The following is a 25,784-nucleotide window of genomic DNA, read 5'->3' on the forward strand; positions in this document are numbered from 1 at the left end:
GGGTGGTTAAAGAATGATTCTCAGTCCGAAAGACAAAATTACAACTCCTCAAGCAGCTGTCATTGTCATCAACTTTATACTCGGCACAGGATTACTCACCCTCCCCAGATCATCTACGGAGAAGGTACATACACCAGATGTATGGATAAGTGTTATTTTAGGCGGGGCTATCGCCATAATCGCGGGGGTGATCATGGTTAAATTAAGCCAACAATTTCCAGAAAAGACCTTTTATCAATACATCAATGATATTGTAGGAAAATGGGTGGGGAGGTTGCTCAGTTTAGTTGTAATATGTTATTTTCTTACAACTTCAGGATTTCAGCTCCGAGCAATGGCGGAAGTAATAAAGTATTTACTTCTGGAAGGTACCCCTACATGGGCAATTATTATGATTTTCATGTGGGTAAGTCTTTATCTCATCATCGGCGGCATTAACCCGATTGCCCGTCTTTTTGAAATTATATTACCTTTGACAGTTATCCTTTTTTTAGTAGTCACCTTTATGAGTATTAAAATATTTGAGATCGATAATCTGCGACCGGTATTAGGAGAAGGAATCATCCCTGTACTAAAAGGAGTAAAAACAACGGCTCTGGCTTTTTCAGGGCCTGAAATCATGTTACTGCTTCTTCCGTTTATGAATCAGCCAAAAAAAGCAGTAAAAGCCCTGATTGTTGGAGTTTCCATTCCATTGATTTTTTACGTGATAACGGTCGTAATGGTTATCGGGGCATTATCTGTTGATGGAGTGGTCATGAGAACATGGCCGACACTTGATCTTATACGAAGTTTTGAAATCTCCGGCTTGATCTTTGAACGGTTTGAATCTTTATTGCTCGTGGTTTGGATTATGCAAATATTCGCCACATTTACCATAACCTACTATGCAGCTGCATTAGGGCTAGCTCAACTTTCGAAAAAGAGCATTCACCCATTCATGTTTGGCTTACTTCCGATTTTATACATCATTGCCATGATACCGAGAAATATCAATGACCTATTTAAACAAGGAGATTTCGTCGGCAATATGGCCTTGTTTTTATTTGGTTTACTCCCGCTTCTCCTGCTTATCATCTCAAGAATAAAGGGAGGAAAATATGAAACAAACACATAGCAAGATACGGCCCCTCTTCATTTCCCTCTCCGTTTTTTTGTTCTTATCCCTTACAGGATGTTGGAGCAGTCATGAAATTGAAGAGCAAAGTCTAGGTATAGGTTTGGCATTCGATAAAGGCAAGCAGTCCTCCATCGAGAAAAAGTTAAACGAACAAGGGGGGGGTTATTCAAAAAGAAACCTGATTACTGCAACCTATCAATTTATCACTCCACTGGTAGCGAGTTCAACGACGAAACAAGCAGGACCACAACAAAAATCTTATGTTAACGTTTCCGAATCTGGAGATTCCTTCCACCAAATGGTTCGTGAAATATCATTGAGAAGTGAACAACCCGTAACCGCTCACCATATGAAAGTGGTTGTTATCAGTGAAAGTCTTGCAAAATCGTATAAGTTGGAACAATTACTTGATCAAAATTTTCGAGAAAGTGAGGTTAGACCAAGCTGTCTTGTTCTCATCAGTAAAGGAAGAGCAAGCAAGACATTGGAAACAAAGAAAGCAGGAGAAATTCCAGCGTTTCGTCTGGCTGGCATTGTAGAAAATGCATATCGATCAACGAGGATTTTGCCTCCCATGTCGCATATTAAAGTAGAAAGCAAGATCAAATCAGGATCTAGTTTTCTGTTGCAAAATGTACTATCAGCGAATGGGCAAGTCAAATTTGCCGGAGCTGCCGTGATCGATGGAAAGACACACAAAATGACTGGTTTTTTGAATGAGGAAGAACTGGAGGGCGTAACATGGATAACAGGTAAAGGGAAAGGCGGTGTAGTGAAAAGCTTTTATAAAGAAACCGGTCAGCTGATTGTGTATGAGATAGAGACCATGAAAAGCAGAATTATACCTCGAGTTAAAGGAAACAACATCTCTTTTGATGTAAACATTGAATCAGTGGGAAGGCTTTCAGAAAATTGGGTGCTTTCGGGAAATACTTTTAAAAATGAATTTCTCAAAAAAGCAGAAAAATCATCTGAAAAAGAAGTGAAACGCTTGGTGAGGAATGTATTAGAAAAAATGCAAAAAGAATACAAAGTCGACGTTGCTGGCTTCGGAAATCGATTGCGAATTGAGAATCCTAAAGTATGGAAGAAGGTCAAAAAGGATTGGGACCAAACCTTTAGTGAAACTCCGATCAACTACAATGTAAAATTAACCATTAATGATTATGGAACATCAGGAGGATCAAAGAAGTGAGACATCAAGCTTAATTACGATTGGACCTTCTAAAAATGAAAAGATCAAAAGAAGATGTTCAAACAGACTACATAATGTCTAAATGTCTAAACATCTTCTTTAATTGGACCTAATTGATTCTAAGTCTGTAAAAAGTGTATATTCGTTCCAAAGGATTTCTGGCCCTTCTATACCCATCTCCGAGCAATTACTTGAGACACGTTTTCGCCTTACCAAAACGGGTAGTGTATGATAGAAGCATGAGTATGATAAACGTCTCTCTATAGGAGGAATGTTCATGAATCCGGTCATTTTATTCGATGGTGAATGTAACTTTTGTGATTCGAGTGTCCAGTTCATTATAAAGCGCGATCCGAAAGGGCTTTTTCATTACGCTTCGCTTCAAAGTGAGGCGGGTCAAGAGTTGCTGAAGAAGTACGATGTTCCTGCAGATATAGATAGTATGGTGCTGATCAAAAAGGATAAGGCCTACTATAAATCGTCTGCAGCCTTGAGGATTTGCCGCCGTTTACAAGGGGCATGGAAATTGTTTTACGGCTTCATCATCGTTCCAAGCTTCATCCGGAACAGCGTTTATGACTTCATTGCCAAGAACCGTTACAAATGGTTCGGCAAGAAAGAAGAAAGCTGTATGCTGCCATCGCCAAGTGTTCGAAAGCGCTTTTTATAAATAGGCTTTGTAAACCAATGATGATTTAATTAAAAACCGTGGAGAAATAGTTCGCACTTGGGGAAGAAAATCAAAAACTTAAGATTCACTTGGAGGATCAATAAAGATTTAATAATGGCTAATCGAACATCTACAGAAGTTTTGGGTAATGTTGAACGTAATGACCAATTAACTAATACCATTTAGAAGCTAAGGAACAGATAAAATTAATGGCAGTTGCCAATGAAAACCCGGATATTAATCTAAATACACGTTATTCGCTCTCTTATCGGGAAGTAAACAATGAAGTTCGAAGCCCCTAACTGCCATATTAAGCTAGGAATGTAAACACAGATGAAAAAGGTATTTAATTTTCTGCTTTCGTTTTGGCTTAGATTATCTCTTTATAAGCTTTCTATAACGTAAAAAAGGTAATTCAGCTGAATTACCTTTTTTAATGCTTGAATTTCCGTTAAGGTTCATTACCTTAACGAATGTGGTTAAAACATTAAAGAACAATATTTATTAAGTGTGTTTATATATTCGTTAAGGGTGAGTTATTATTTGCTCAATTTTATTAAGAGTACTAGCATTACTTGGAATAAATTGAGCAGTTAATTGATAGTCTCCTTTTGAAAGCAACTTCGAATTAATTCTTATAGTATACTCCCATGTGTCTCCTCTATTAAATTCTTTTGTATGTTTTTTAGTCGGCTCAGATTCAACAGTAATGATATTACCCTCTTTAATTGGACTATTCGTTAATGTTTTGAATTCTACGTCTATTTCATTACCTGTAACAAATAGCAAATTAAAGTTTTCATTAGTATTATTTGTAATTTTATAAGTAAAACTCTCATAGTCTTTTGTTGTCAATTGATGTTCCAGGGATTGTTCGACGTTAAGATCGAGTTTATTGTTCTTTTTATCAATTTGAGCAATGTAGTAGTAATAGGCAAATATTATTAATGAAACAATCACAATACCAATAATGAACTTTCGCACAAGATACCCCCTTCCAAATGTTGAACATTACTTGTTTTATTCTCTCTTTTTTGTTACTCTAACTCTTTATTTAGTAACTTTTCACACTGCTTATAGGAGGATTGTCCGCGTAGTCTTTACCCGTTCCTGTAGAAATTCCGTATGAAAAACCTCCTGAGCCACCACCAATAGATGGAGTTATCGTTGTGAAAGCATGAGAATATTCTACTGTTGCTTGTAAAGGTCCATTGTTTTTACTTGAAGCAGATTTAGGTAGATAAATATATTGAGTGAATTTCCCTATATCATCATGTGATCCAGCACGTAGATCTACTTTCCAAGACATACCCGCTTTTAAAGAAGGTTTAAAAACAGTAACAGATTCAGTAATAGGAATTGCACCATAATAAGTATGAGATAATTTACTTGTAGATTTATACCAAGCGTTATCAGTCCAGGCTAGAGCAAAAAGATCCACGTACCGATTTTTTGGCATGCTATTCCAATTATAACTACCATTTATTTTAAACTGTTTTTCATTACTATTCTTAATTCCAAGATAAGACGCACTTACTTTTAGAGTAATACTTCCACCATTCTTTAAATTTTGAGCTTGTACATCCCCACTAATTTCATCTTCCGGCACAAATGTATAAGTAGTTTCAGAATAGTCAGGATTCATTGCTCCTTCAGATATAAACTCTTTCAATTCTTCATTAGTTGTTCCATCAATAGCTTCTTCTGACCAACCAGCTTCAGTTAGAAATGCCAATTCTTCTTCGGTTAATTCATCTTGTTTCGAATCTGTTTGGATGTTATCTGGATTGTACGGTTCTACATATTGAGAGATAGAAGGATCAACATTTACCAAATTATATTTTTTTTGATTTTCTAGTGTTGTAGCGTAGTCTTTTAATTTTGTGCGCATTTCTTTATTATCAAGGTTTACATTTTGTGACCAAAGAAGGGCTGCAGCTCCTGAAACATATGAGGCAGCTATAGAAGTACCACTTGCTGTTATATGATCGCCATTTAAATCTAAAGTTTGGATATTTACTCCCGGGGCAACCAATTCTAATTGATCGCTATAATTAGACAGTGAACTCATTTGATTATAGAAGTCTGAGGCTCCAACACCAATTACATTATCATAGGCAGCCGGATAAGTAACTTTTTCAGTCCCCTCATTTCCAACTGAAGAAATCATTAAGACTCCTTGATCATAAGCTTTATCAATTACATTTTTCAATATTTCAGATTCTTTAATACCACCGAAGCTCATGTTTATAATATTGATATCTTCTTCAATTGCCCACTCAATTCCTTCAATTATATCACTATATTGTCCTGTACCATTTTGATCAAGTACTTTCCCAACATACAATTTAACATCTGGAGCTACTCCGTGGAATCCAGAATTTTCATATGAAGTTGCAATTATACTAGATACTGCTGTTCCATGACCGTTTAAATCTATAACATCTTCTTCACTATCTATAAATGAAGCTTGCTTTTCTATTACTATCCCAGATTGATTAGAAATCCCGGTGTCTAAAATTGCAAGTTTAATGCCTTTTCCAGTTATACCATTTTCATGAGCTTTATCAGCATTAATTCGTTTTGTTCCCCAACTATATCCATTTTCAAGATATGTTTCTCCATTTAAAGGAGTAGATTGTACTGTTACATCCTCTTCAATCAGTTTTACATTTGGATTTTTCTTTATTTTATATAATTCATCAGCTGTTAATGATGCTTTTGCAGTCTTAAAATGCTTGTATTTCCCTTTGATTTTCCCTCCCTCTTTTTCAATTAATTTAGTATCCAATTTTTTATTAAACTCTACTAAATAGTTCTTTTCGCTTTGATTCTTTGCTTTACTTACACGCGGCTGTGCAAAAAATGAAAATATTAAGATAAAAACCGCAATAAATGAAATGATTTTTTTCAACTAACACATCTCCAGTTCAAATTTTTTATTTAAATATTGTATATCAAAAGCAACACTGGATATATTTTACCGCAATTTAAATAAATTGGTATATTTTACTCATTGTATTTTAATTATCGTTTGAAATGATGGTCAATAATTAGTTAAATTAAATTTTCCTAAATAACTAATTATCCAAAAACCAGTAGGAAAAATTGTATGATATAACAAAAGCGATCAATACTGAAATTTCATTGATAATAGCAAATAACTTAATAGCTGCTACTCATTGGTCTAGCAGGTTTCAAGCAAAAAAGTGTGCGGATAGTCATACCCATTCTAAAGGATTGCCGCATTTATAATGACTTAATCTTGTTTCACATCTTCTCACAGATTTGGAACAGGTATTTTAACGGGTCTATAATGAAAATCAATACTTTCCTATAACAGAGGCGCTAATAAACAAAAAAGGACGATCGGCAATCATTGCTTTTCGTCCTTTCATTGTGTAAATGTGGAGTATCTCCATAAATGGTTGGCCGTTGGATGCGCCATCATTTCAAGCCCTTTGTTTTCCGCTAGGTGCAGGGGTTCCCAATCTGGATCCTCTGCCTCTTTTAGATAGACTTCGTGATGGGGGGCTTGATCATGATAGCCGGCTATATTGATTTCCCCATTTCGATAAAAGGTCCCGATTACTTTATAATCCACGGCTGGAGAAAGAATGATCGGATTGCCTACGGAGTGTGTCAGCTGAATCGTCGTTTTCTCATTGGTGGATAACACATTTTTCACTAAAATATCATCATCCGATGCCACACCTTCTTCAAGGAAATCGCCATCATGGTTGTAGGCTTCACTCTTACCGACCGCTTTAGTGAATTCAATCTCAGCTTCCTTCTCCTTTTCATGAATCGTCACATCGACCCTCGTCCTGTAACGGGATGATTCAGGATCAAACCCGCGGTTATCGCCCTTGAAATAGGGAACCTTTGAGGCAAGATTTGGGTTTTTCAGCCACTCTTCCGGTAGAAAGGTGGAATAGCGCAGGTGCCAATTTCTTTTCTTTTTACCTTCCACATCGTTTTCAACTGACTGCAAAAGCTGTTTTACAGGTCCTATCTTTTTCGTATTCGTTATTTCCTCGATCGCTGCCTGTGCTTGGGATGATCCTTTTTTTACGGCTCCGACAATACTCGCTACAAGGGATTTCACGGCATAGGACTCCTGCTCTGAACGCGGAAGGGGCCGCTTTGCTTTAATGGTATATGTGTATTCCTGATCCTCACTAATACTCCGATCACTGAAGGAACATCCACCCACTTTCCCAATATCCACGCCGTTTCGGTAAACCCGATACTCTTTTATTCCCTTGATGGGCTCCCATTCCAGGCTGGCTTGGCCTTTTGCGACAATCGTGGTGAATATCAAATCCAAAAGGATATTATCCTCTTTTTTATTCTCGGCGGTCGTTGATGTTTGTATTTTCATCCTGTTCACTGACTGTTCCTTTTCATTCAAGCTATCTATCGAGTACGTATAGATGGTTCCTGGAGTCAGTCCCCAATCTGCCATCCTTGGCTCCGGGCCGCTGTAAATCAGCTCTTTCCCCCTAAATACCCGATAGAAACCACCTTCATCAGGCCAAATAAGCTTAATGGAATCTTCTTTCCGTTCGATCTTACACATCAATGAAGCCGTTTTGAATACCGCTTGATGCTTCCTCTTATTCGAAATGAGATAAGCGATGCCCGCAAGACCAATAGCAAGCAATGAATGCCGTGCAGTGAATGTAACTCCGCCTACTTTTAAACGGGGAAATGAATAATGGACGATCAACTTCTTCATCACCTCTTTCTTTTCTAGGTGTTATTTCTTTACCCACTTTAATTTCCAAGCACACTTTGTAATGTGCTGTGAAGGTTATTTCCATTGGGATGGCATAAAAAAACCGAGGGAATGTTTACTTCCCTCGGTCATTTATGAGTTTCCTGGATTATATTTTAACGGCGGCTTTTTTCCCCGCCTTTGCGTCCTGCTTCTTCACGGCTCATTTTTCCATCATCGGAACCATCTCGTTGATTGGCCCGTGCCTCTCCGCCTTTTTGCCCGATTTCCTGATAGGAGTCTTTATCATGATTGTCGGATGTTGCCTCCCCGCCCTTTTGGCCTATCTCCTGATAGAATTCCTTATCATGATTGTCGGATGTTGCCTCTCCGCCCTTTTGGCCGATCTCTTGATAGAATTCCTTATCGTGATTGTCGGATGTTGCTTCTCCGCCTTTTTGGCCAATCTCTTGATAGAATTCCTTATCATGATTATTGGATGTTGCTTCTCCGCCTTTTTGGCCAATTTCCTGATAGAATTCCTTATCATGGTTTTTGGCTGTTGTTTCTCCACCTTTACGGCCTGCTTCTTCACGATTCATTTTACCATTGTTGTTAGTCATTAAAAATTCCTCCTTAGTATTTGGATTTTTCATGAGCTAGCTACATGTGTCATGTACCCGTTTGGACGGATATAAAACTAGAATCTACTAAATACGTCAGGTCGCTCTCACTATCTTTTCCCGTCTCCTGAGTCCTGCTTCTTCCCGGCTCATTTTTTCATTGTCGTTAGTCATTAAAATTCCTCCTTAGTATTTGGATTTTTCATGAACTAGCTACAGTTGTATGTATACCCGATAGTTTTGATAAAAAACTAGTATCTATTAAACTTTCACTGTTTTTCCCATCCAAATAGGAAGCATCATGAATGATTTCACTCATGATGCTCCCCATTATCCTTTACCCTGACTTTGGAATTCCTTCTCGCAAGTGATCAGGCAGCTCAACGAGGGTTTCGTTCAATGTATCCAGTTTCGTTTCAATCCGATGAAGCAAATAAAGGGTTACGATGATGGGAAACCCGATATCACTGACAAATGGCAAGATTTGATCCACTTTTTTATTCACCTCTCCTCCATGGTGTCCTAAAAAAGATGACACCCAGTAGGTTAGCTAAGTTCCACATCCTCGACATTCCGCTCGACGAGGCGTGCCGCTTTCAAACCGACGTATCCTCCAGAAGATGAAACGAAGATATTCCCCGCAATTATTCGTTCCATTGCCAGTTTTACTGTATTTACATTAACCGGCTCCTTCGGATTATCAATAGATATCGTCGCAGACTTCCCTTCTTCCGTATCGAAAATCATTTCCAATACTTTAGCCATTCCACTCACCTCCCTTACGATCTGTTTCAATAGCCGTTTAGCCAATCAACGAGTACGTATCCACCCGGGTCACTTCGCCCATTGGATAATTTTGTACGCTTGCAATGGCAACAGCTGTCGAAAACAACTGATCCGCCGTCGCCTCGATCCTGATGTTCGAGAAAGCTCTACGCTTGAAAACGATGACCCCTTTTTCATTTAACCCCGTTTCAAAATCAATCCGTAACGTACTTGATACTGGAATTTGGTTTGCCATGTCGCTCACCCCCTTTCACACTCTATATAAACTTTCACGGGATGAAAGTAGCATGTTCTTGAAATTTCTTCAGGGAAACGAATAAAAAGCCGCCCATCATTTGGGCAGCTCGTGATCCGTATTCTTAAAATCCATATTTTTTACTGTTATTAAGGAAATCCTTTAAAACAATATCCACATTTTAATTCTCTACTGGCCATTATCTATTGTCTTCTTCTCTCACTAAAAAATCTTTCTCAATTATTAGCGGTTTTTCTACAAAATTAATTTTTCTCATTATTTGTTGTATTACTCTCGGAAAAAAGTAAGCTCCAAAGAAAGCACAGATAAAAGCCTGTGACCAAGTTTTTAACCAAGTAGATATGAATATATGATCATACCCCCTATTTATTGAGACTAATATAAATGAAATAAAAAAGGACATACTAAAAGCCATTAAAAATGCATAAATAATATTTCTGTATTTAACGTTAATATTCATTATTTTTTTACTTCAACTCCTGAGGTTTCTTGTTTTACCTTTTCTGCAGTTCTGTTCCAACTATATTTTATTTCTTCTATTTACATTAGTAAAACGAATTTTTATAATAGATCTATTAGAATTGCTAATGTAAAGGGGTTAGTGAGGGTGAATTCGTATTATGCTTTTATCAAAACCATAGAAACAGGCAGTTTCACAAAAGCTGCTGAAGAACTTGGCTATACACAGTCCGCCATTAGTCAAATGGTGCATTCATTAGAGGAAGAACTTTCTACCCCTCTTATTTTACGTTCTCGAAAGGGTATTACACTGACACCAGATGGCGAGGAATTTTTGCCATATATCAGGAAGATTTGTAATTCACATAGGGAACTGACTGAAAAGCATAAAGAGATGGAAGGACTGCAAAGTGGCCTTATTCGAATTGGTACCTTTTCCAGTGTTACATGTCATTGGATACCGGGATTGATTAAAGACTTTAAGGAACTTTACCCAACTGTTCATTTCGAATTACTTCAAGGAAACTATACGGAAATCTCAAACTGGATTAAAGATGGAAGCGTAGATTTTGGCTTTGTGAATTCAAATATTTCTGATCTTACTACGATACCCTTGCAAGAAGATGAAATGCTGGCTGTATTACCAGAAGATCATCCTTTAGCATCATCCACAAAAGTCTCATTGAAGGAATTGCTAAAAGATCCTTATATTCTGTTGGATGAGGGAGTTATTAATGAACCATTAATATTTTTTAAACAGTACAATTTTGAACCTGATACACAATATCGAGTATATGATCCCTATGCGATTATGTCCATGATTGAACAAGAGCTTGGCATTTCGATTTTACCGAAACTTCTTTTAAATAAATGTCCCTATAATATTGTAACGAAAGCTATCTCTCCTTCCATTATTCGTACGATCACTTTGGCATACAAGGATAAAAGGGTATTGCCAATAGCAAGTAGGTATTTTATTGACTTTATAATTGAAAGGTATAAAGAGGTATAGGAAGCTTAATAAAAAATTCTTTATAGGCGTTATTCGTATTCCAAACAGTATGTACAATAACGGCTGGATTAAAAATCCAATAAATAAGGAGCCTTAATTCGCTTCGATAGACAGTCTTCTATAAAAACTCCTTTCTAAAATAATGAAGGGAGTTTAAAGTGTTTATTAAAATATTTTTCCACCCTTACATTTTCGGCATACCTCTCTGAACGTTTACCCATTGAGCTTTTTGCAAGCTGGATTGCTTTAATAAATTAAATCCTCTGAAACAGTTAAATCATTTAACCCCCGCCCCGGTTAGCTTCTCAGCCATTTCACAAAAATGAATGCCAATTCGTTGCTGCGGCAATTCCTGAGCCTTATCCCTTCCCGGTTACTTGTTTCATAAATTAAATCCTGGAATTTTTTCTAATTATAATAACGTTTTTGCTTTTGATTGTATTTTCCCTTTACATTATTTTTTTATTACTGACATATTTTGTTGAAGGTAAATTCATTTGGCTTTAAATGGCACGTCATGTCCGCCTTTTCTGGGAAACAATAATCACGAAAGGAAGTGGATGTTGATGTCATTAGAATGGTTTGACAGAGTAAGCGGGGAATTGCAGGATCATCTTCAATCAATTTGTGAGAAATACGACCGTAATGGCAGCATGATCGTGGAGCGCGGGTCTAAACATCCACGCATCGAATTTTATACAGAGCTGGCTGACAATGAGAGGGATTATTTTTCCACGCTTTTTTTTGATCCGTATAATGAAGAATTTTATATGGAGTCGTTCGAGCCGGATCTCGGGCAGGTTAGCAAGGTGATCCTTTCGGACATTGAAGATATCGTCGATGCTGTCCATGAGAGCTTCCATAACTATCTGGAAGAGGATGATACCGATTATGAATTTGATATGGATGATGATAATGATGATGACTTGTATGATCCAGACGGCGAAGAGTCCGATATATACGAAATCGATGTAGATTGGGAAACGCCTGAAGTGACCGCCTATATCCAGGATAATGAAGTCGAGGTCACCTATCAATTCGGTATCGTGCAGGAAACAGGTGATGGTGTGCTGAAACGGATCAATCGGATTCGGACAGCGGATGATGACCTAATAAAGGATGAAACGAATTTCATTTTCAGCAGAGAAGAAGCAAGCACCATCATCGCCATGATAGCCAGTCATATGGATTCACTTAGTGAAATGGAATAAAAAAACCAACAAAACCTTGTCCATGGTCATCATGGACAAGGTTTTGTTATATAAGAATCAGTTCATATACCTCAGATAATTGCGTGACACGTTCCGTATCACTAGCTTCCTTTGCATGCTTAATTTCCTGAGGAAGAATATGGTTAAGAAGATTGGCTTCTTTACCGGAAAGCTTATTGACGAGTTCTTCTTCAGAATGAAAGTGTCCGCTTTTGATTTTATTATAAATTTCCTGCGCTTCAGGATATTGGTCCGTATAGTTAGATAATATCTCACGTAAGTAACCAATCGTACGATCCATCAAAACCATCCCTTTCGACTGTTAGATTTTTGCTTACATACTCCACCTATACCTTCCCCCATTTTTTGATGTAAAATTCCTAAAAAAAAAGATATCCAAGTCAATGGATACCTCTTTTCAGTCTTCCTCCCAAAACAAATCATCCAATGTACGGGATAATGCTTTACATATACCGACACACAAACTTAATGAGGGGTTATACTTTCCGGATTCAATCAATCCTATCGTTTGCCTGGAAACTCCGACAATCTTGGACAGTTCATCTTGTGACAAGTCCTTTTCTACTCTCGCCAGCTTCAGTTTTATATTTTTCAAGGGATTCGCACCTACAATTTCTTATTATCTTCGCTATTTTTCATACCGATTTTCTTCGCTAGCAAGTATATACCACCAAAAAACAGAAGTAAAATCGGCAAATAGATCATAACGGAAACAAACGATACCAATACAAAATACCATATGCCCTGGGAACTGCTGTCCGCATAGGATACAGCACTATTCACCCCCATGAAAATAGCGATGATGAGTGCTAACGCAACCGTACCAAAAATCGTCTTCCTGCTCATCGGTGTTTTGCTGGTGCGGTCATGCATTTCCACTTCATCCCAGAATACACCTAAGAAAATGGAACGAGCTAAGTAATACAGCCCTCCTGCAACAATGATTACGAGTTCCAAATACAACTCCCCGCTGCCTGCACCATATTTATATAGTTTGAAAAGTGCACTCACCAAGCAAATGGCCAAGATGACGTGATACATTTCTTTATAAATTTTATTTCTTACATTCTCAACCCGCTCATCCGTGATCATTTTCTTTCGTTTAAATATATTCATCATTGATCGCCCTCCATTCAATTCCATCAATCCCTCTTATTATATGATTTATTTAACTTTTTGCAATATATATATTGCATTAAATAAATTATATATTGCAATACGCATAAAAAAAGGTATCCACACATCAAGCATGGATACCTAGCTAGCCTTATTTAGGGTTTTACTCGTAAGTTTTGGGGATTTACTCGTGAGTTTCGCACTCTTACTCGTGAGTTTTGCACTCTTACTCGTGAGTTTCGCACTCTTACTCGTCTGTTTCGCACTCTTACTCGTGAGTTTCGGGCTCTTACTCGTGAGTTTCAGGCTCTTACTCGTGAGTTTCGCACTCTTACTCGTCTGTTTCGCACTCTTACTCGTGAGTTTTGCACTCTTACTCGTGAGTTTCGCACTCTTACTCGTCTGTTTCGCACTTTTACTCGTGAGTTATCATTATTTAGACAATACCAAACCAAGTATAGAGGGCAATGATGACAAAGACAGCCAATGATTTAATGACCGTGATCATGAAGATGCTGCCATACGATTGTCTATGCGTTAATCCCGTGACGGCAAGCAAGGTAATGACAGCTCCGTTATGTGGAAGTGTATCCATCCCACCTGACGCCATGGCGACTACTCGGTGCATCACTTCAGGTGAGATATTTGCCGCAGCGATTGCCTGATTGTATTTATCGGCCATAGCGCTTAAGGCTATTCCCATTCCCCCGGATGCCGATCCCGTTATCCCTGCGAGTGCACTGGTCGAGACAGCACCATTGACAAGCGGATTCGAAAATACACCAGATATTCCATCACTGATTTTTGCAAATCCAGGAAGGGCAGAGATGACACCCCCGAAGCCGTATTCGGATCCTGTGTTCATGACGGCAAGCAGTGAACCGCCAATACTGTTGTTCAGTCCTTCTTTCATGTTTTTCGTAACGCGTTTCCAATCATAGGCAAGAGCCGTGATGATACCGACGACCAAGGCAATTTCAACCGCCCAGATTGCAGCAGTGGCCGCTACATCAACAGAATAGGCTTCCAACCCGATCGCAGAAAAATCAAATCCATTCGGGTACCATTTCGGTATCGCTTTGGTCAAATAATTATTCATGAAGGCAACTAGCCCAAGCGGAACAAAAGCTAAAATCTGCCGTAATACCGTTTGGTTTGAATGTAAATCAGGTGTTGGCTCCTCTTTTTCCTGTTCTGGTGCAGAGATATTTTCCCCTGGGAGCCCATAATATCCTTCTCCCGCTTTTTTGGCCCGCCTCTTACGGCTTTCTAAATAGACCAAACCAACCGATAAGACAAAAATGGCACCTATGATGCCAAGGATCGGTGCGGCATAAATGTCCGTACCGAAGAACGTTGTAGGAATGACATTTTGAATTTGCGGAGTTCCCGGCAAAGCATCCATGGTGAACGTGAATGCTCCAAGCGCGATGGTAGCCGGCATAAGTCTTTTAGGAATGTCGGCTTGCTTGAACAATTGAACCGCAAAAGGATAAATGGCGAAAACCGCTACGAATAAACTCACGCCGCTATAGGTTAAAATGGCACCTAAAAGGACAATCGTCAGCATGGCTTGTTTGGCACCGATCAAGCGAACGATTGTCTTCGCAATCGATTCGGCGATTCCAGACATTTCGATGATTTTCCCGAAAATGGCGCCTAATAAAAAGACGGGAAAATAATTTTTTATGAAAATGACCATCTTTTCCATGAAAACACCGGAATAGAACGGTAAAATATTACCAGGGTCAATGAAGAAAACCGGTAAAAGTGCAAAGATAGGTGCAAACAAAATAACAGAATAACCGCGGTATGCGGCAAACATCAATAACCCCAGAGATAGCAATATAATCAGTAAGTCCATGAAGATCCCCCTAAAACATTTAATCCAAGTTTGAAAAATTTCGCCATCCTAGCCAAAAATGCACTAAAAGTGAACCCCTCTGTCAAATGAAAATTTGTCAGAATGGTTCACCCTTATTGTTCTTATCATTTATTTCTTTTACAAATTATTGAGCTGTGTACCCACCGTCGATGACAACGGCTTGACCTGTTACACTTTTCGCTTTATCGCTTGCCAAGAACAATGCATAATCAGCAATTTCACTTACATCCAACAAACGTTTTTGAGGCACTAATGGAAGAAGGACTTCTGCTAATACATCCTCAACTGGTACATTACGTGTTTTCGCCAAGTCTGCCATTTGTCCGCGAACAAGTGGAGTATCCACATATCCAGGGCACAAGGCATTGACTGTAATACCGTGCTCTGCACCTTCTAAAGCAGCAACTTTCGTTAAACCGATGACTCCGTGTTTCGCGCTGTTGTAAGCCGCTTTACCTGCGAATCCGATAACACCATTTATGGAAGAGACGTTAATGATGCGGCCAAAACCTTGTTCCTTCATGATTGGGAACACGGTTTTAGTTAGAATGAATGGCGCTGTCAACATGATTTTTATCATCAATTCGTATTTATCCGTTGGGAAATCTTCGATTGGTGATACATGCTGCAAACCGGCATTGTTAATTACGATGTCGATCGTACCATACGTTTCTTTAGCTTCCTTCACCATTTTTACGATATCTTCTTCTTTAGTTACATCGGCTTTGATTCCAATTGAATCGAAACCAAGTTCTTTCAATGATTCCGCAGCTTCTTTCACCGATTCTTCATTAATGTCTGAAAGAACGACTTTGGCTCCACTTTCAGCGAAATGCTTACCAATTTCAAATCCAATACCACGAGCAGAACCTGTAATTATAACGACTTTATTTTCAACCATTATGAATTCCTCCTAGAATAAACTAATTTTTAGGCATCGATATTTATTAAACGATACCGATGGCACCCATTATAATGCCGACGATCATGGCAATGGTCGGGATGATGAACGCTACCATGAAAACATCTTTATATGTTTCTTTATGAGTCAATCCTGTAACCGCCAAAAGTGTTAATAGAGCACCATTATTAGGGAAAATGGATGCACCTGAAGCGACTGCCGCCATTCTGTGGAATACATCCGGGCTGATTCCCGTCGCTTGTGACAAACTGTAAAAAGTATCGCCAAGGGCATTAAGTGCAATACCCATACCGCCTGAAGCGGAACCAGTGATGATCGCCATGATTTGTACGGCAAGAGATTCAGCAACGAGGGGATTGCTCGAAATATTAAGCAGCCAAGAAGTAATGTTATCAAATGCAGGTATAACGGCAATGACAGCTCCAAATCCAACAGCCGCACTCGTATTCAGGATGGCCATCACTGACCCTTTCGCTCCCTCATTAACAGAGAAAATGAACTTTTTGTAATCCTTGATATTGATGACCATAATGCTCAGAACCCCTAATAATAAAGCATAAATAGGTTCTAATTTAACAACATTAAGCAATAGGACAACAATAAGAAGCGGAACTAAAGACAATAACCAATTCGGTACTTTTTCATCTTGCTCAGAACCGGTAACCGAATCATCCGATTCAATGAATCCTTCTCCTTTAGCAGAAAGAGACTTTTCTCTATAGGATAACCAGAAATACCCGCCAACTGCCATTATCAATGAAGTGACGATCCCGATGATCATGCCTGAAGTAGGCGTCGTATGGAAATACTCCATCGGTATCAGGTTTTGGATTTGCGGTGTACCCGGAATAGCGGTCATCGTGAAAGTGAATGCCCCAAGCGCAAAAGTGGGAACAAGCAGCCTTCTCGTAACGTTTGCTTCTTTAAATAACGCCAAAGCGATCGGATAAACCGCAAACACGACGACAAATAAACTAACGCCGCCATATGTCAATAAAGCGGAAGCAATCAGTACCCCAAGAATCGCACGCTTTTTACCAATGATCTGCGTTACCTTCTTGGCAACGGATTTCGCTGCACCCGTTTCTTCCATTAACTTTCCGAAAATCGCTCCCAATAAGAAGATCGGGAACCACTTCTGAACGAATCCGACCAATCCGGTCATATACGTCCCGGTATACGTATCAAATACATCCATTCCGCTCATCAATGCTACAACTCCAGCCACCAGCGGGGCCACCCAAATAATGGACCATCCCAAATATGCTAAAGCCATCAACAGCACTAAGCCTACAATTATACTTAACACTCGAAATCACCTCTTTCCAAGATGATGTAAATCGTTTTGCTTTCCATCCTGCTTCCCCCTTGATTGTGTATATCCCTTTAGCTGTAAACTTCAAAATCCGTGTCTTACAGCATCAACCCTATAAAGAAATGAAAGCAAGAATACCCTCTTTTTTTGCTATCTCAAAATAACTTAATAAACATACCTTGTTCGCATTCCGAGAAAGTTGAATAAGCAGTTTGATTTGTTGGAAATATATTCATTAAGGAAAATAACATAAATAGCTCATAAAGGAAGCCTTTTCCCTTATATTTCTACAAAAAAGAATACTTTATTAATATAGGGTTATATATACTTGCTTCTTTATCCTCATATAGTTTACATCCACCTAATTTATAAGTAAAATGAATAAAAAGAATATATTTTATGCTTATATCGAATAAATAGGAGACAGATATGGAATTACGAGATTTAAAATCATTTATGGAAGTAGCGTTACATAAAAGCTTTACAAATGCTGCGGCAAAATCTTATTTAACACAGCCTTCCTTAAGTAAAGCCGTCAAAAAACTCGAAGAAGAACTGCGTGTGGAGCTATTCGACCGCTCGACGAGACACTTGCGCCTGACGGATGCCGGACAAGTCGTCTACCAGCAAAGCCAAAAAGCTTTCGCGGCTTTATCCGAATTGAACGTACTCTTGGATGATCTCAGGGACATAAACGCAGGTGTTGTGAAAATTGGCATCCCTCCGCTAATCGGTACCCTGTTTTTCCCGAAAATTGCCCGCAATTTTCAGAAACGTTATCCGAAAGTTTCCCTCGAGTTGGTTGAATTGGGCGCCAAGCTGATCGGCAAGCTTGTCGAAGAAGGCCAAATAGATCTAGGCATCGTCGTATTGCCCGCCAGTGAAGCAAACTTTAATATCTACCCCTTCATTGAAGATGAATTCATTTTATTCCTTCACGAAGATCACAAACTTGCCCACAAACCAGCCGTCTCCTTGACTGAATTGAAAGACGAGAAGTTCATCCTTTTTTCAGAAGACTTCACTTTACATGATTACATTATCCAGGCATGTGAAAAAGAGGGATTCACCCCAGACATCTCATACCAAAGCTCACAATGGGATTTAATCATCGAGCTCGTCTCATCCAAGCTCGGCATCACCCTCTTACCTAGATCGATTTATCATAAACAAACGAACGAAAATGTGAAAATCATCCCGTTAAAAAACTCGAACCTTCACTGGAAACTAGGGATCATCACTAAAAAAGACGCCTACCATTCCTACGCCTTGAAAGAATTATTGAAGATGCTGAATGAGGGAGTTAGCTTGTAAATTTAGCTATCCTTAAAGAATTACCTATCGATTTTCTGACATTAAAGTCAAATGTTCTAAATTACATTGGGTCTCCATTTAAGTTGTCATTTTAAACCCATAACAAAAAAACGCTGCTACTTCCTACGTTAATAATGGAAGAACAGCGTTTTATAATTTTTAGATAAAAGAATTATGGTTAAATAATTTACTTGAAATTCCACCCATAATAAACAGGGTTTTATTACATTTAGGACAATAAAAAACGACCCTTTCAGATCACAAAGTTTTTGATCATTTCAATGATCCTTATGCCGCAAACTTTCCCAGTAGTATTGAAGAAATTTATTTTCACCTTGGATTAAGCCTATTATTATGCTTATCCATTACTCTTCATTAAGATGATAGCAAAGTTGAACAACGCCAGAGGAAAAGCTTTTTGTATTAACCAGTTTTAGATTCAATCTCTCCTTTATGTCAATAAACAAAGGTTTTCCTTCCCCTAAAATAACAGGGTGAACAGATAACCTAAATTCATCAACCAACCCCAATCTTATAAAAGATGTAATAAGACTTGCCCCTCCATAAAGCCAGATGTCTTTACCAGGCTTTTTCTTTAATTTATTTACTTCTTCAACAATATTATCATTTATGATTGTTACTTTATTATCAGTCCTTTTTTTTGTTTTAGAAAATATAAATTTTTCTTTGCCATGAACTAATTTCCAAATTTCTTTTTCAGTATCAGACATCTCATTTTCTGGAGTATATTGTCCCCATAAATCATAGCTTTTTCTCCCATAAAAAATAGTATCAATATGATTTAAGAAATCAATGAACCCCATTTCAGAGTCCATAATGCACCAGTCAACTTCCCCTTTCGGTCCTTCAATAAATCCATCTAAAGTAACGGCTAAATCTAAAATTATTCTTCTTGGTCTTTCGTTAATGGCCATACTTTCATCTCCTTTTGTCTTATAGAATTTCACTTACTCATAAGGTTTCGACCGCTCAACGAGACACTTGCCCCTGACCGATGCTGGACAAATCGTGTACCAGCAAAGCCAAAAGCCTTCGCACATTACCCGAATGGAACGTACTCTTGGATGACCTCAGGGACATTACAACCGGCGAAGTGAAAATCTATTGTTCCCGGAATTCCCCATGAATCTCACTGCTTTTCACCATTTCATCCGAAGTTACTTCAGTTACGTTAGTTTTATCTTACAGCTTCTAACATAGTATTAAAAGATTGAATCAAAAACTAAGGAGACTCGCGATGAAAGCAATGGTATGCACCAAATACGGTTCACCCGATGTACTGGAACTCAAAGAGGTAGCAAAACCAACTCCCAAGGACAACGAAGTTCTGGTGAAAGTACATGCGGCAACAGTGGCTTCAGGGGACATAAGAGTCCGGAGTTTCAATAGTCCTTTCTTGTTATGGCTGCCGATGCGAATCTTCCTGGGTCTTAGGAAACCGCGAAAATCGATACTGGGAGTGGAATTGGCCGGGGAGATAGAGGAAACGGGCAGGAATGTGAAAAAATTCAAAAAGGGCGACCAGATTTTTGCCATGACTGGCATGAATTTTGGGGCTCATGCCGAATACACATGCTTACCTGAAGACGGGGCAATCGCGATGAAGCCTGATAATGTCACCTATGAGGAAGCCGCCGCCATTTCTTTTGGGGGAACGACAGCCCTGCATTTTTTCAGAAAAGGAAATATCCAGGAAGGACAAAAAGTCCTCATCTACGGTGCATCAGGTTCGGTAGGGACTTCAGCCGTACAGCTGGCCAAATACTTTGGAACAGAAGTTACCGGAGTATGCAGTGCCGCTAATTTTGAATTGGTGCAATCACTCGGAGCACAAAAGGTCATTGATTATACGATAGAGGATTTCACAGAAAGACAAGAGCGATATGATATCATCTTTGATGCAGTCGGTAAAAGCTCGAAAGCCACTTGCAAGAAAGCACTAACCCCGAACGGGCGATATGTGTCCGTTGAAGGGCAAGGAATAGCAAAGATTCTTTCGGAAGATTTACTATTCCTCAAAGAGCTAATCGAAACTGGAAAAATAAAATCGGTCATTGATAAACGCTACCCGCTGGAGCAGATTCCCGAAGCTCATCGATATGTAGAACAAGGGCATAAAAAGGGAAATGTCGTCATCACTTTGGTTCATGATAAACCCTGACAGCGCTTTGCACACCGCCGCTTTTTGGGAACTTTCGTCACCCATGTTACAGATTCTGGAATTCTTTCTCATTTTGGAGAATACTCCTCTAAACCATTATATTGAATTAGGAATGACCCTAAGGTTCTTTCTAATTAGAGGGATTTTACTTTGAACGGTGCGTTCCACTCCAGGTACTCGCTTTCCAGCTCATAATTGGATCTCTTGAGTTTCTAATAGGTTGCATTGGTTGAGAAGAGACACAAATTCTAATGACCATAATTATCCCTTCTCCCCATTCATGATCACCGAGAGAGTATGAAACATATTTTTTGAACACGGACAGAATTGCTGATAATTGGAAAACCCAACCTCATACTCCTATGGATTTTTCCGTAGGAGTTTAGCATTTAATCATAAATATTAATTAACACTATCTAGGTATTTTTAACTATTAATCTCTTTTATTTTTAATTGTTTTAAGATAACATGGTAAACATATCCTTTATTTCTAGGATAAATATATTATCAGGGGGGAAGAATGTTGAATAAAAAGGTTTTTCTACATGCAGGGTTCGGGTAGTATTTCGAAATTTTGGCGGTGCTGGCAATTTGCCAAGCAAACATACCTAAAACAATGAGGAAGACCAAAAAAAATAGCCCACCATAGATAGAGGGAGGGCACCTCCAATAGATATTAATTATTTATATTTCTCCTTTTTCTAGCTTTTTGTTTAAAAGTATATAATCATTTTTATTAAAGGTTATCGCTACTCTATCTAATCTATCTCCATTTGGAAATAAATATAACTGTTGATTGAATTTTATACCTAAAGGTACGACTGTTTGATAAATAAGATTTAAAATTTTAAAACATTCTATATCTACCCCTTCTTTCAAATGATTTTTAACATGAATAATTACTAGATCTTCAATATTTTCAAACCTAGGTTTTCGAGGAGAAATATTATCAGCTTTACAAAGTCTTTTTAATAGATTTTGATAATAATCATGATTTTGTTTCAAATTAACCACCTCATATTTTATTTATTATATAACTAAAATACAAATTATAGAAGAGGAGGTATACTTTGTGAAAAAGATCGTTTTACCAATAGTTTTCATGCTGTTTTCTTTAGTATTAGCTACCCCAACATTTTCTAGTGAAAAAGAAGATCAAGAATTAGAAGAATTAGCTCAAACAGGTGAAATTATCTATATGGACGATGAAATTACAGTTAGAAGTTTTGGAAATGATACAGAAATATCTGATGTTATTTTTAATCATCCTAATAGTGTTGTTGTAAATGAGAATAATCCTATGTCGTATTCATCAGCTACTGGTCCTGGAGGACGAGCTAGTATTGTAGCAAGTGATACAGGCAGAAGTGTATATTGGTCTGTTAAACCCGCTACAGCATGGCCGTATAATTTTAAAGGTATTGTAAAATTAAGATATCATTCTGGTTTTAAGAGAGATGCACCTGTAGGTGGCATGGGAGCTTTAGGTTCAACTATTAGCGGTGGTGTAACAATGAATAAAAATAACGGTGGATATGCAACTCTTACAGGTACAGCATATGCATTAAATAAATCTCGCTTTATCGTTTTACCAGGAGTGACTACTTCATTTAGACCAAATTAATATTATAGTTTGGACAATTAATAAAATACAATATAATGCTATATATTAATAAAGAAACAACAGAAAAAGAGCTCGGTGTAGATAAAGATTCTTTTTAAATGTTAATATCAGAATACTCCGATAAATAAATATCTATATCTTCTCATTTATAGTCAGAAGGACTAGAAATTACTTCTAATATGTATATTAATCCGAATATGGGTGAAATTACGCTTTTAAATCAATGGATAAAAGAAAGTTTGCAATCAAAGAATATAAGTATTTCTGTAAATGATAATGATAAGTTATCATTTGTCATTACAGTGAATTTAGGTAAAAAGATAGGTACTAAAGGTGAAAAGAAAATAAAAATTGTGATAGGATTTGATGGTAAAATATGGACGAGTTATCCAATAGCGTAGATTTGAATATGAGTTTACAACTGATAAAGACTCTATTCCCTTTAATTTAAGTAATTCTCCTGCCGTTGCATTAAGGGTTGAGGGGATACTTACAATTAAAATAAATAATGATATATATTTCCAAGTGGATATTGCATTGTTAGAATTTTATCTCTATTTACTAAAATGGGTACAAACAAAAAAGGTGAGTCGTACAAGAATTCAAATATTATTCTCTTGAATTTGATGAAGATGAAACAATAATTTCTTTGCTCCCTTTTGAAAATAGCGCAAGATTAGCATCAATTTGGGAAGTGAATAAATTATACAATGTTTTTGAATTAAGCTAAATAGTACAAAAGCTAACCCAACTAACAAACAGACTTGGAAATGATATTGAAAATCATTATGATCTTCAAATGAATACCTTCATTAGGAAAGTACCTTTTAAAGGTTAACTATGAAGATCTGCTAATGTAGATCTTCATTTTTGTGTATCCTTGGAATAATGATGTTGATCGGATTAAGTGGTTCCATACGAAATATGGTACAACTGTTGAAGAAATAATTATCAGCCAACATATTCGCTTATTGCATCTCGAAGTATATTTCTCCATCTCCTCAATGTCTAAAAACTATATGAAGAGTGTATGTTTTGAAATGATATTTTAACACCAGCAATTCTTTTTTAGAGATAGATTTCCTTATTTCGCATGTGCATTTCCTTCTATGATAGATAATGCGCCGTGATTAACTTCTTCACAAAAGAATTGTCCCCCCCTTTCCTCCCAAGGTAACAATCTCACTTTTTCGTTATCACATCGAATCCAGAACCCAAAATATAAGCAGGCCGGCTTCGGTGAATATGGATAATTATAACTCCTTTTAACATGAAAGAAATCAACGTTTTCAACGAACTACACCTCCTAAAATACGAACATTAAATTACATTTATATTTTAATGTTCACTTTTTCATTGATTATCTATCGGTTATTTGTTATATTAGCAAAGTAATAATCGTATATATCATTATTCGTATATGCTCGGAAATATGATCTGAGCGTTTCTACCTGGTTCCCAGTGAAAGAACTAGACTACGAGTTAAAGTATTCGGCTGGCCGGCTTTTTTGAGCAGCTAATGATTTAGCATTCGCTTCTTTTTTTGCTAAATTATCCATACTTTGACTTTGTAGGTCTAGAAGGCAGAAAACAGTATGCCGTTCTGGACCTTTTTCTTTGGACCAATGATCAGATAATTTGTTTGAAGGAGAGTTTATATGAGAAAAAACAGGTTAAAGCAGTACTCGTTATTAGGAATCATTACTTTACTTTTCGTGTCGATGATTGCAGCTTGCAGTTCTACTCCCAAAAATGAAACGACAGAAAAAAAGGCTCAAAGGCCTATTATCGTTCAAGGTCCTATGCCAATCGAAGCTGAAAATTTCGCCAAAAAGTTGAAAAATGTTAAAGAAGAAAAATCAGGAGATTTTGTATTTTACATTGGAACTTTAAACAATTATCCTGTAATCGTTGCAAAAACAGGTAAAGGGATGGAAAACACAGCTGCCGCTACAGCAGTGGCTATAGAAAGATATAACCCTATTGCCATAATCAATCAAGGTACATCCGGCGGACATGATCCAAGTTTAAACGTTTTTGATATTGTTTTAGGAAAAAGAACGGTAAACCTAGGTTCATTAAAAACGGCAGATAAAGCTAAAAACCAAGGAATTGATCCAACTGTATGGAAACCGATGGACCTCATGGCTTCTGCAGGAAGCGCAGGAGAAGATCCTAATGCTGAAAAGCCACGCTTCTACGAGGGAGATAAGGATTTACTCGCAGCTGCTCATGCCGTTAAAGATACCTACACAAAAGGTAAGGTTGTCGATGGTACTATCGGTTCTGCAGACGTTTGGAATAATGAAGTGGATCGGATTAAGTGGTTCCATACGAAATATGGTACATCTGTAGAAGAAATGGAAGGAGCCTCGGCAGCACAAATCGCCAAAGCTTACGATGTGCCCTTCTTAGGAATACGAGTGCTATCCAATAATAAAGTGAACGGCGGTAAATATAACCCTAATACAGCAGCATCCAATCAAGAATACGTTTATAAAGTAGTCAAACAATATATCTCTACGATGCCAAGCAAATAATATCGGGCTCGGAGCAGATGCCAACTATCCCTATAATGAAATAAAAGAAGAGCACATATTAGATACAATAATATGTGCTCTTCTTTTATTTGCGGAGGGCTTTGCTCATATTTAACGGACTATTTTTTGGTTATATTGATTCTTCCTCCTTGCAAAATAATAAGCTGAGGCTATTCAATGTGTAAAGTCTGGCGGTAAAAATGAATAAATCACTGTAGTTATTTTCTACGTATTCCTCAATGATGCTCATTCCTTTTCTAAATCTATCAACCAATAAATGCGTGTAGTTTTCATCCCAGGTAAACCGATTGATTCTTTTAAGTTCATCTGCCAATACTTGAAACTTAAACTCCTCAACAAGAAGCTTTAATTGATACAATTTATCTGTATGTAAACAAAAGATGTTGTTTTTATTTTTATGATGTTTATCAACAAATTTTATAAAACCATGTATATTTTTTGCCAGCATATTCGCTATTTGCATCTCGAAGTTCATTTCTCCATCTCCTCAATGTCTAAAATCTAATACTTTTCTATGAAGAGTGTATGTTTTGAGATGATATTTTAACACCAACCATACAGTTAATTCTGTATTCTCCAAAAAAATTTTCTCCCGATGTATATCAATATCTAATAAACTCTTATACCAAATATAAACATAAATTTACTAGAGCAATCAGTTTATTACACTGTTTGCTCTAGTAAAGATTTTAAGTTCATCTAATGTTATTCTACCCACTATAAGACTGCAGCCATGATTCCACATACAATTAATTACCCCAAGCCATGTAGGGACACTATTCATAGCTGCCC

Annotated in this window: 28 protein-coding genes, 1 pseudogene and 1 riboswitch; of the genes and pseudogenes, 11 read left to right on the top strand and 18 right to left on the bottom strand. The window is 37.6% G+C overall.

The annotated features are described in order from the left end of the window. The first annotated feature begins 13 nt into the window (after positions 1–13). The 3 genes from LQ203_RS18225 to LQ203_RS18235 all read left to right on the top strand — a co-directional run bounded on the left by LQ203_RS18225 (position 14) and on the right by LQ203_RS18235 (position 2,985). Positions 14–1,117: a spore germination protein gene (locus tag LQ203_RS18225; protein WP_230159965.1), complete on the top strand. Its 1,104-nt coding sequence runs from the start codon at positions 14–16 to the stop codon at positions 1,115–1,117. Beyond that, positions 1,101–2,315, top strand: coding sequence for a Ger(x)C family spore germination protein (locus tag LQ203_RS18230; protein WP_230159967.1), 1,215 nt, complete (start codon positions 1,101–1,103; stop codon positions 2,313–2,315). Before LQ203_RS18225 ends, LQ203_RS18230 begins: the two co-directional genes overlap by 17 nt. A gap of 277 nt (positions 2,316–2,592) precedes the next feature. After that, positions 2,593–2,985, top strand: a complete 393-nt coding sequence (locus LQ203_RS18235) for a thiol-disulfide oxidoreductase DCC family protein (RefSeq protein ID WP_230159969.1) — start codon at positions 2,593–2,595, stop codon at positions 2,983–2,985. Positions 2,986–3,510: 525 nt separating this feature from the next. On the opposite strand, the gene LQ203_RS18240 is transcribed toward LQ203_RS18235, so the two are convergent. From LQ203_RS18240 to LQ203_RS18275, 9 genes are all read right to left on the bottom strand, one after another. Beyond that, complete coding sequence (locus LQ203_RS18240) at positions 3,511–3,969, bottom strand: hypothetical protein (protein ID WP_230159971.1); 459 nt, start codon at positions 3,967–3,969, stop codon at positions 3,511–3,513. A gap of 70 nt (positions 3,970–4,039) precedes the next feature. Beyond that, positions 4,040–5,899, bottom strand: coding sequence for a S8 family peptidase (locus tag LQ203_RS18245; protein ID WP_230159973.1), 1,860 nt, complete (start codon positions 5,897–5,899; stop codon positions 4,040–4,042). A gap of 480 nt (positions 5,900–6,379) precedes the next feature. Then, positions 6,380–7,726, bottom strand: a complete 1,347-nt coding sequence (locus tag LQ203_RS18250; protein WP_230159975.1) for a DUF3238 domain-containing protein — start codon at positions 7,724–7,726, stop codon at positions 6,380–6,382. Between the two features lie 155 nt (positions 7,727–7,881). After that, complete coding sequence (gene gsiB / locus LQ203_RS18255) at positions 7,882–8,328, bottom strand: general stress protein (RefSeq protein ID WP_230159977.1); 447 nt, start codon at positions 8,326–8,328, stop codon at positions 7,882–7,884. Between the two features lie 202 nt (positions 8,329–8,530). Next, positions 8,531–8,659 carry a hypothetical protein gene (locus LQ203_RS27550; protein ID WP_290370614.1) on the bottom strand — a complete coding sequence of 43 codons (129 nt, stop codon included), beginning with the start codon at positions 8,657–8,659 and terminating at the stop codon, positions 8,531–8,533. A gap of 6 nt (positions 8,660–8,665) precedes the next feature. Beyond that, the gene (locus LQ203_RS18260) at positions 8,666–8,833 is read right to left on the bottom strand and encodes a YvrJ family protein (RefSeq protein WP_230159979.1); all 168 of its coding nucleotides are present in this window, start codon (positions 8,831–8,833) and stop codon (positions 8,666–8,668) included. A 41-nt stretch (positions 8,834–8,874) separates the two neighbouring features. Next, positions 8,875–9,093, bottom strand: a complete 219-nt coding sequence (locus LQ203_RS18265) for a DUF2922 domain-containing protein (protein ID WP_230159981.1) — start codon at positions 9,091–9,093, stop codon at positions 8,875–8,877. 37 nt (positions 9,094–9,130) lie between these two features. Further along, positions 9,131–9,349, bottom strand: coding sequence for a DUF1659 domain-containing protein (locus LQ203_RS18270; protein WP_230159983.1), 219 nt, complete (start codon positions 9,347–9,349; stop codon positions 9,131–9,133). A 199-nt stretch (positions 9,350–9,548) separates the two neighbouring features. Continuing rightward, entirely contained in the window at positions 9,549–9,830 is a 282-nt protein-coding gene (locus LQ203_RS18275) for a DUF2798 domain-containing protein (RefSeq protein ID WP_356714751.1), read from the bottom strand. Between the two features lie 147 nt (positions 9,831–9,977). On the opposite strand from LQ203_RS18275, the gene LQ203_RS18280 reads away from it, so the two are divergent. Continuing rightward, on the top strand, positions 9,978–10,841 hold the full coding sequence (locus tag LQ203_RS18280) for a LysR family transcriptional regulator (RefSeq protein WP_230159985.1): 864 nt from the start codon (positions 9,978–9,980) through the stop codon (positions 10,839–10,841). A gap of 566 nt (positions 10,842–11,407) precedes the next feature. Beyond that, complete coding sequence (locus tag LQ203_RS18285) at positions 11,408–12,052, top strand: hypothetical protein (protein ID WP_230159988.1); 645 nt, start codon at positions 11,408–11,410, stop codon at positions 12,050–12,052. A gap of 46 nt (positions 12,053–12,098) precedes the next feature. Here the strand turns inward: LQ203_RS18285 and LQ203_RS18290 are convergent, their stop codons facing one another. From LQ203_RS18290 to LQ203_RS18300, 3 genes are all read right to left on the bottom strand, one after another. After that, positions 12,099–12,353, bottom strand: coding sequence for a sigma-G-dependent sporulation-specific acid-soluble spore protein CsgA (locus tag LQ203_RS18290; RefSeq protein ID WP_230159990.1), 255 nt, complete (start codon positions 12,351–12,353; stop codon positions 12,099–12,101). Between the two features lie 117 nt (positions 12,354–12,470). Beyond that, a complete protein-coding gene (locus LQ203_RS18295) occupies positions 12,471–12,668 on the bottom strand; it encodes a helix-turn-helix transcriptional regulator (RefSeq protein WP_230159992.1) in 198 nt (65 codons plus the stop codon). Between the two features lie 11 nt (positions 12,669–12,679). Further along, positions 12,680–13,192: a DUF6773 family protein gene (locus LQ203_RS18300; RefSeq protein WP_230159994.1), complete on the bottom strand. Its 513-nt coding sequence runs from the start codon at positions 13,190–13,192 to the stop codon at positions 12,680–12,682. Between the two features lie 187 nt (positions 13,193–13,379). Between LQ203_RS18300 and LQ203_RS18305 the strand changes: the two genes are divergently transcribed. Continuing rightward, the gene (locus tag LQ203_RS18305; RefSeq protein ID WP_230159996.1) at positions 13,380–13,679 is read left to right on the top strand and encodes a hypothetical protein; all 300 of its coding nucleotides are present in this window, start codon (positions 13,380–13,382) and stop codon (positions 13,677–13,679) included. Here the strand turns inward: LQ203_RS18305 and LQ203_RS18310 are convergent. The 3 genes from LQ203_RS18310 to LQ203_RS18320 form a co-directional block, all read right to left on the bottom strand. Then, positions 13,626–15,053 (bottom strand): GntP family permease, encoded by a 1,428-nt coding sequence (locus LQ203_RS18310; RefSeq protein WP_230159998.1) that lies wholly within the window; start codon positions 15,051–15,053, stop codon positions 13,626–13,628. The genes LQ203_RS18305 and LQ203_RS18310 overlap by 54 nt on opposite strands. A gap of 145 nt (positions 15,054–15,198) precedes the next feature. Next, a complete protein-coding gene (locus LQ203_RS18315) occupies positions 15,199–15,975 on the bottom strand; it encodes a 3-hydroxybutyrate dehydrogenase (RefSeq protein ID WP_230160000.1) in 777 nt (258 codons plus the stop codon). A gap of 46 nt (positions 15,976–16,021) precedes the next feature. Next, positions 16,022–17,305, bottom strand: coding sequence for a GntP family permease (locus LQ203_RS18320; protein ID WP_230160001.1), 1,284 nt, complete (start codon positions 17,303–17,305; stop codon positions 16,022–16,024). 435 nt (positions 17,306–17,740) lie between these two features. Between LQ203_RS18320 and LQ203_RS18325 the strand changes: the two genes are divergently transcribed. After that, positions 17,741–18,625: a LysR family transcriptional regulator gene (locus tag LQ203_RS18325; RefSeq protein ID WP_230160003.1), complete on the top strand. Its 885-nt coding sequence runs from the start codon at positions 17,741–17,743 to the stop codon at positions 18,623–18,625. 365 nt (positions 18,626–18,990) lie between these two features. On the opposite strand, the gene LQ203_RS18330 is transcribed toward LQ203_RS18325, so the two are convergent. Then, on the bottom strand, positions 18,991–19,560 hold the full coding sequence (locus LQ203_RS18330; RefSeq protein WP_230160005.1) for a dihydrofolate reductase family protein: 570 nt from the start codon (positions 19,558–19,560) through the stop codon (positions 18,991–18,993). A gap of 323 nt (positions 19,561–19,883) precedes the next feature. On the opposite strand from LQ203_RS18330, the gene LQ203_RS18335 reads away from it, so the two are divergent. Next, entirely contained in the window at positions 19,884–20,807 is a 924-nt protein-coding gene (locus tag LQ203_RS18335) for an NAD(P)-dependent alcohol dehydrogenase (protein WP_230160007.1), read from the top strand. Between the two features lie 684 nt (positions 20,808–21,491). Here the strand turns inward: LQ203_RS18335 and LQ203_RS18340 are convergent. Further along, the gene (locus LQ203_RS18340; RefSeq protein ID WP_230160009.1) at positions 21,492–21,812 is read right to left on the bottom strand and encodes a hypothetical protein; all 321 of its coding nucleotides are present in this window, start codon (positions 21,810–21,812) and stop codon (positions 21,492–21,494) included. Positions 21,813–21,879: 67 nt separating this feature from the next. On the opposite strand from LQ203_RS18340, the gene LQ203_RS18345 reads away from it, so the two are divergent. The 3 genes and pseudogenes from LQ203_RS18345 (at position 21,880) to LQ203_RS18355 (ending at position 24,971) form a co-directional block, all read left to right on the top strand. Next, positions 21,880–22,431 (top strand): hypothetical protein, encoded by a 552-nt coding sequence (locus tag LQ203_RS18345; protein WP_230160011.1) that lies wholly within the window; start codon positions 21,880–21,882, stop codon positions 22,429–22,431. 215 nt (positions 22,432–22,646) lie between these two features. Continuing rightward, a pseudogene (locus tag LQ203_RS18350) lies at positions 22,647–22,832 on the top strand (SAR2788 family putative toxin); the annotation flags it as partial. Between the two features lie 993 nt (positions 22,833–23,825). Further along, positions 23,826–23,929: riboswitch (purine riboswitch) on the top strand. A 160-nt stretch (positions 23,930–24,089) separates the two neighbouring features. After that, on the top strand, positions 24,090–24,971 hold the full coding sequence (locus LQ203_RS18355) for a 5'-methylthioadenosine/S-adenosylhomocysteine nucleosidase (protein ID WP_230160013.1): 882 nt from the start codon (positions 24,090–24,092) through the stop codon (positions 24,969–24,971). Positions 24,972–25,101: 130 nt separating this feature from the next. Here the strand turns inward: LQ203_RS18355 and LQ203_RS18360 are convergent, their stop codons facing one another. Beyond that, positions 25,102–25,467 (bottom strand): hypothetical protein, encoded by a 366-nt coding sequence (locus LQ203_RS18360; RefSeq protein WP_230160015.1) that lies wholly within the window; start codon positions 25,465–25,467, stop codon positions 25,102–25,104. Between the last annotated feature and the right edge of the window lie 317 nt (positions 25,468–25,784).

Source organism: Peribacillus sp. Bi96 (genome assembly GCF_918698115.1).
Lineage (GTDB): Bacteria > Bacillota > Bacilli > Bacillales > DSM-1321 > Peribacillus.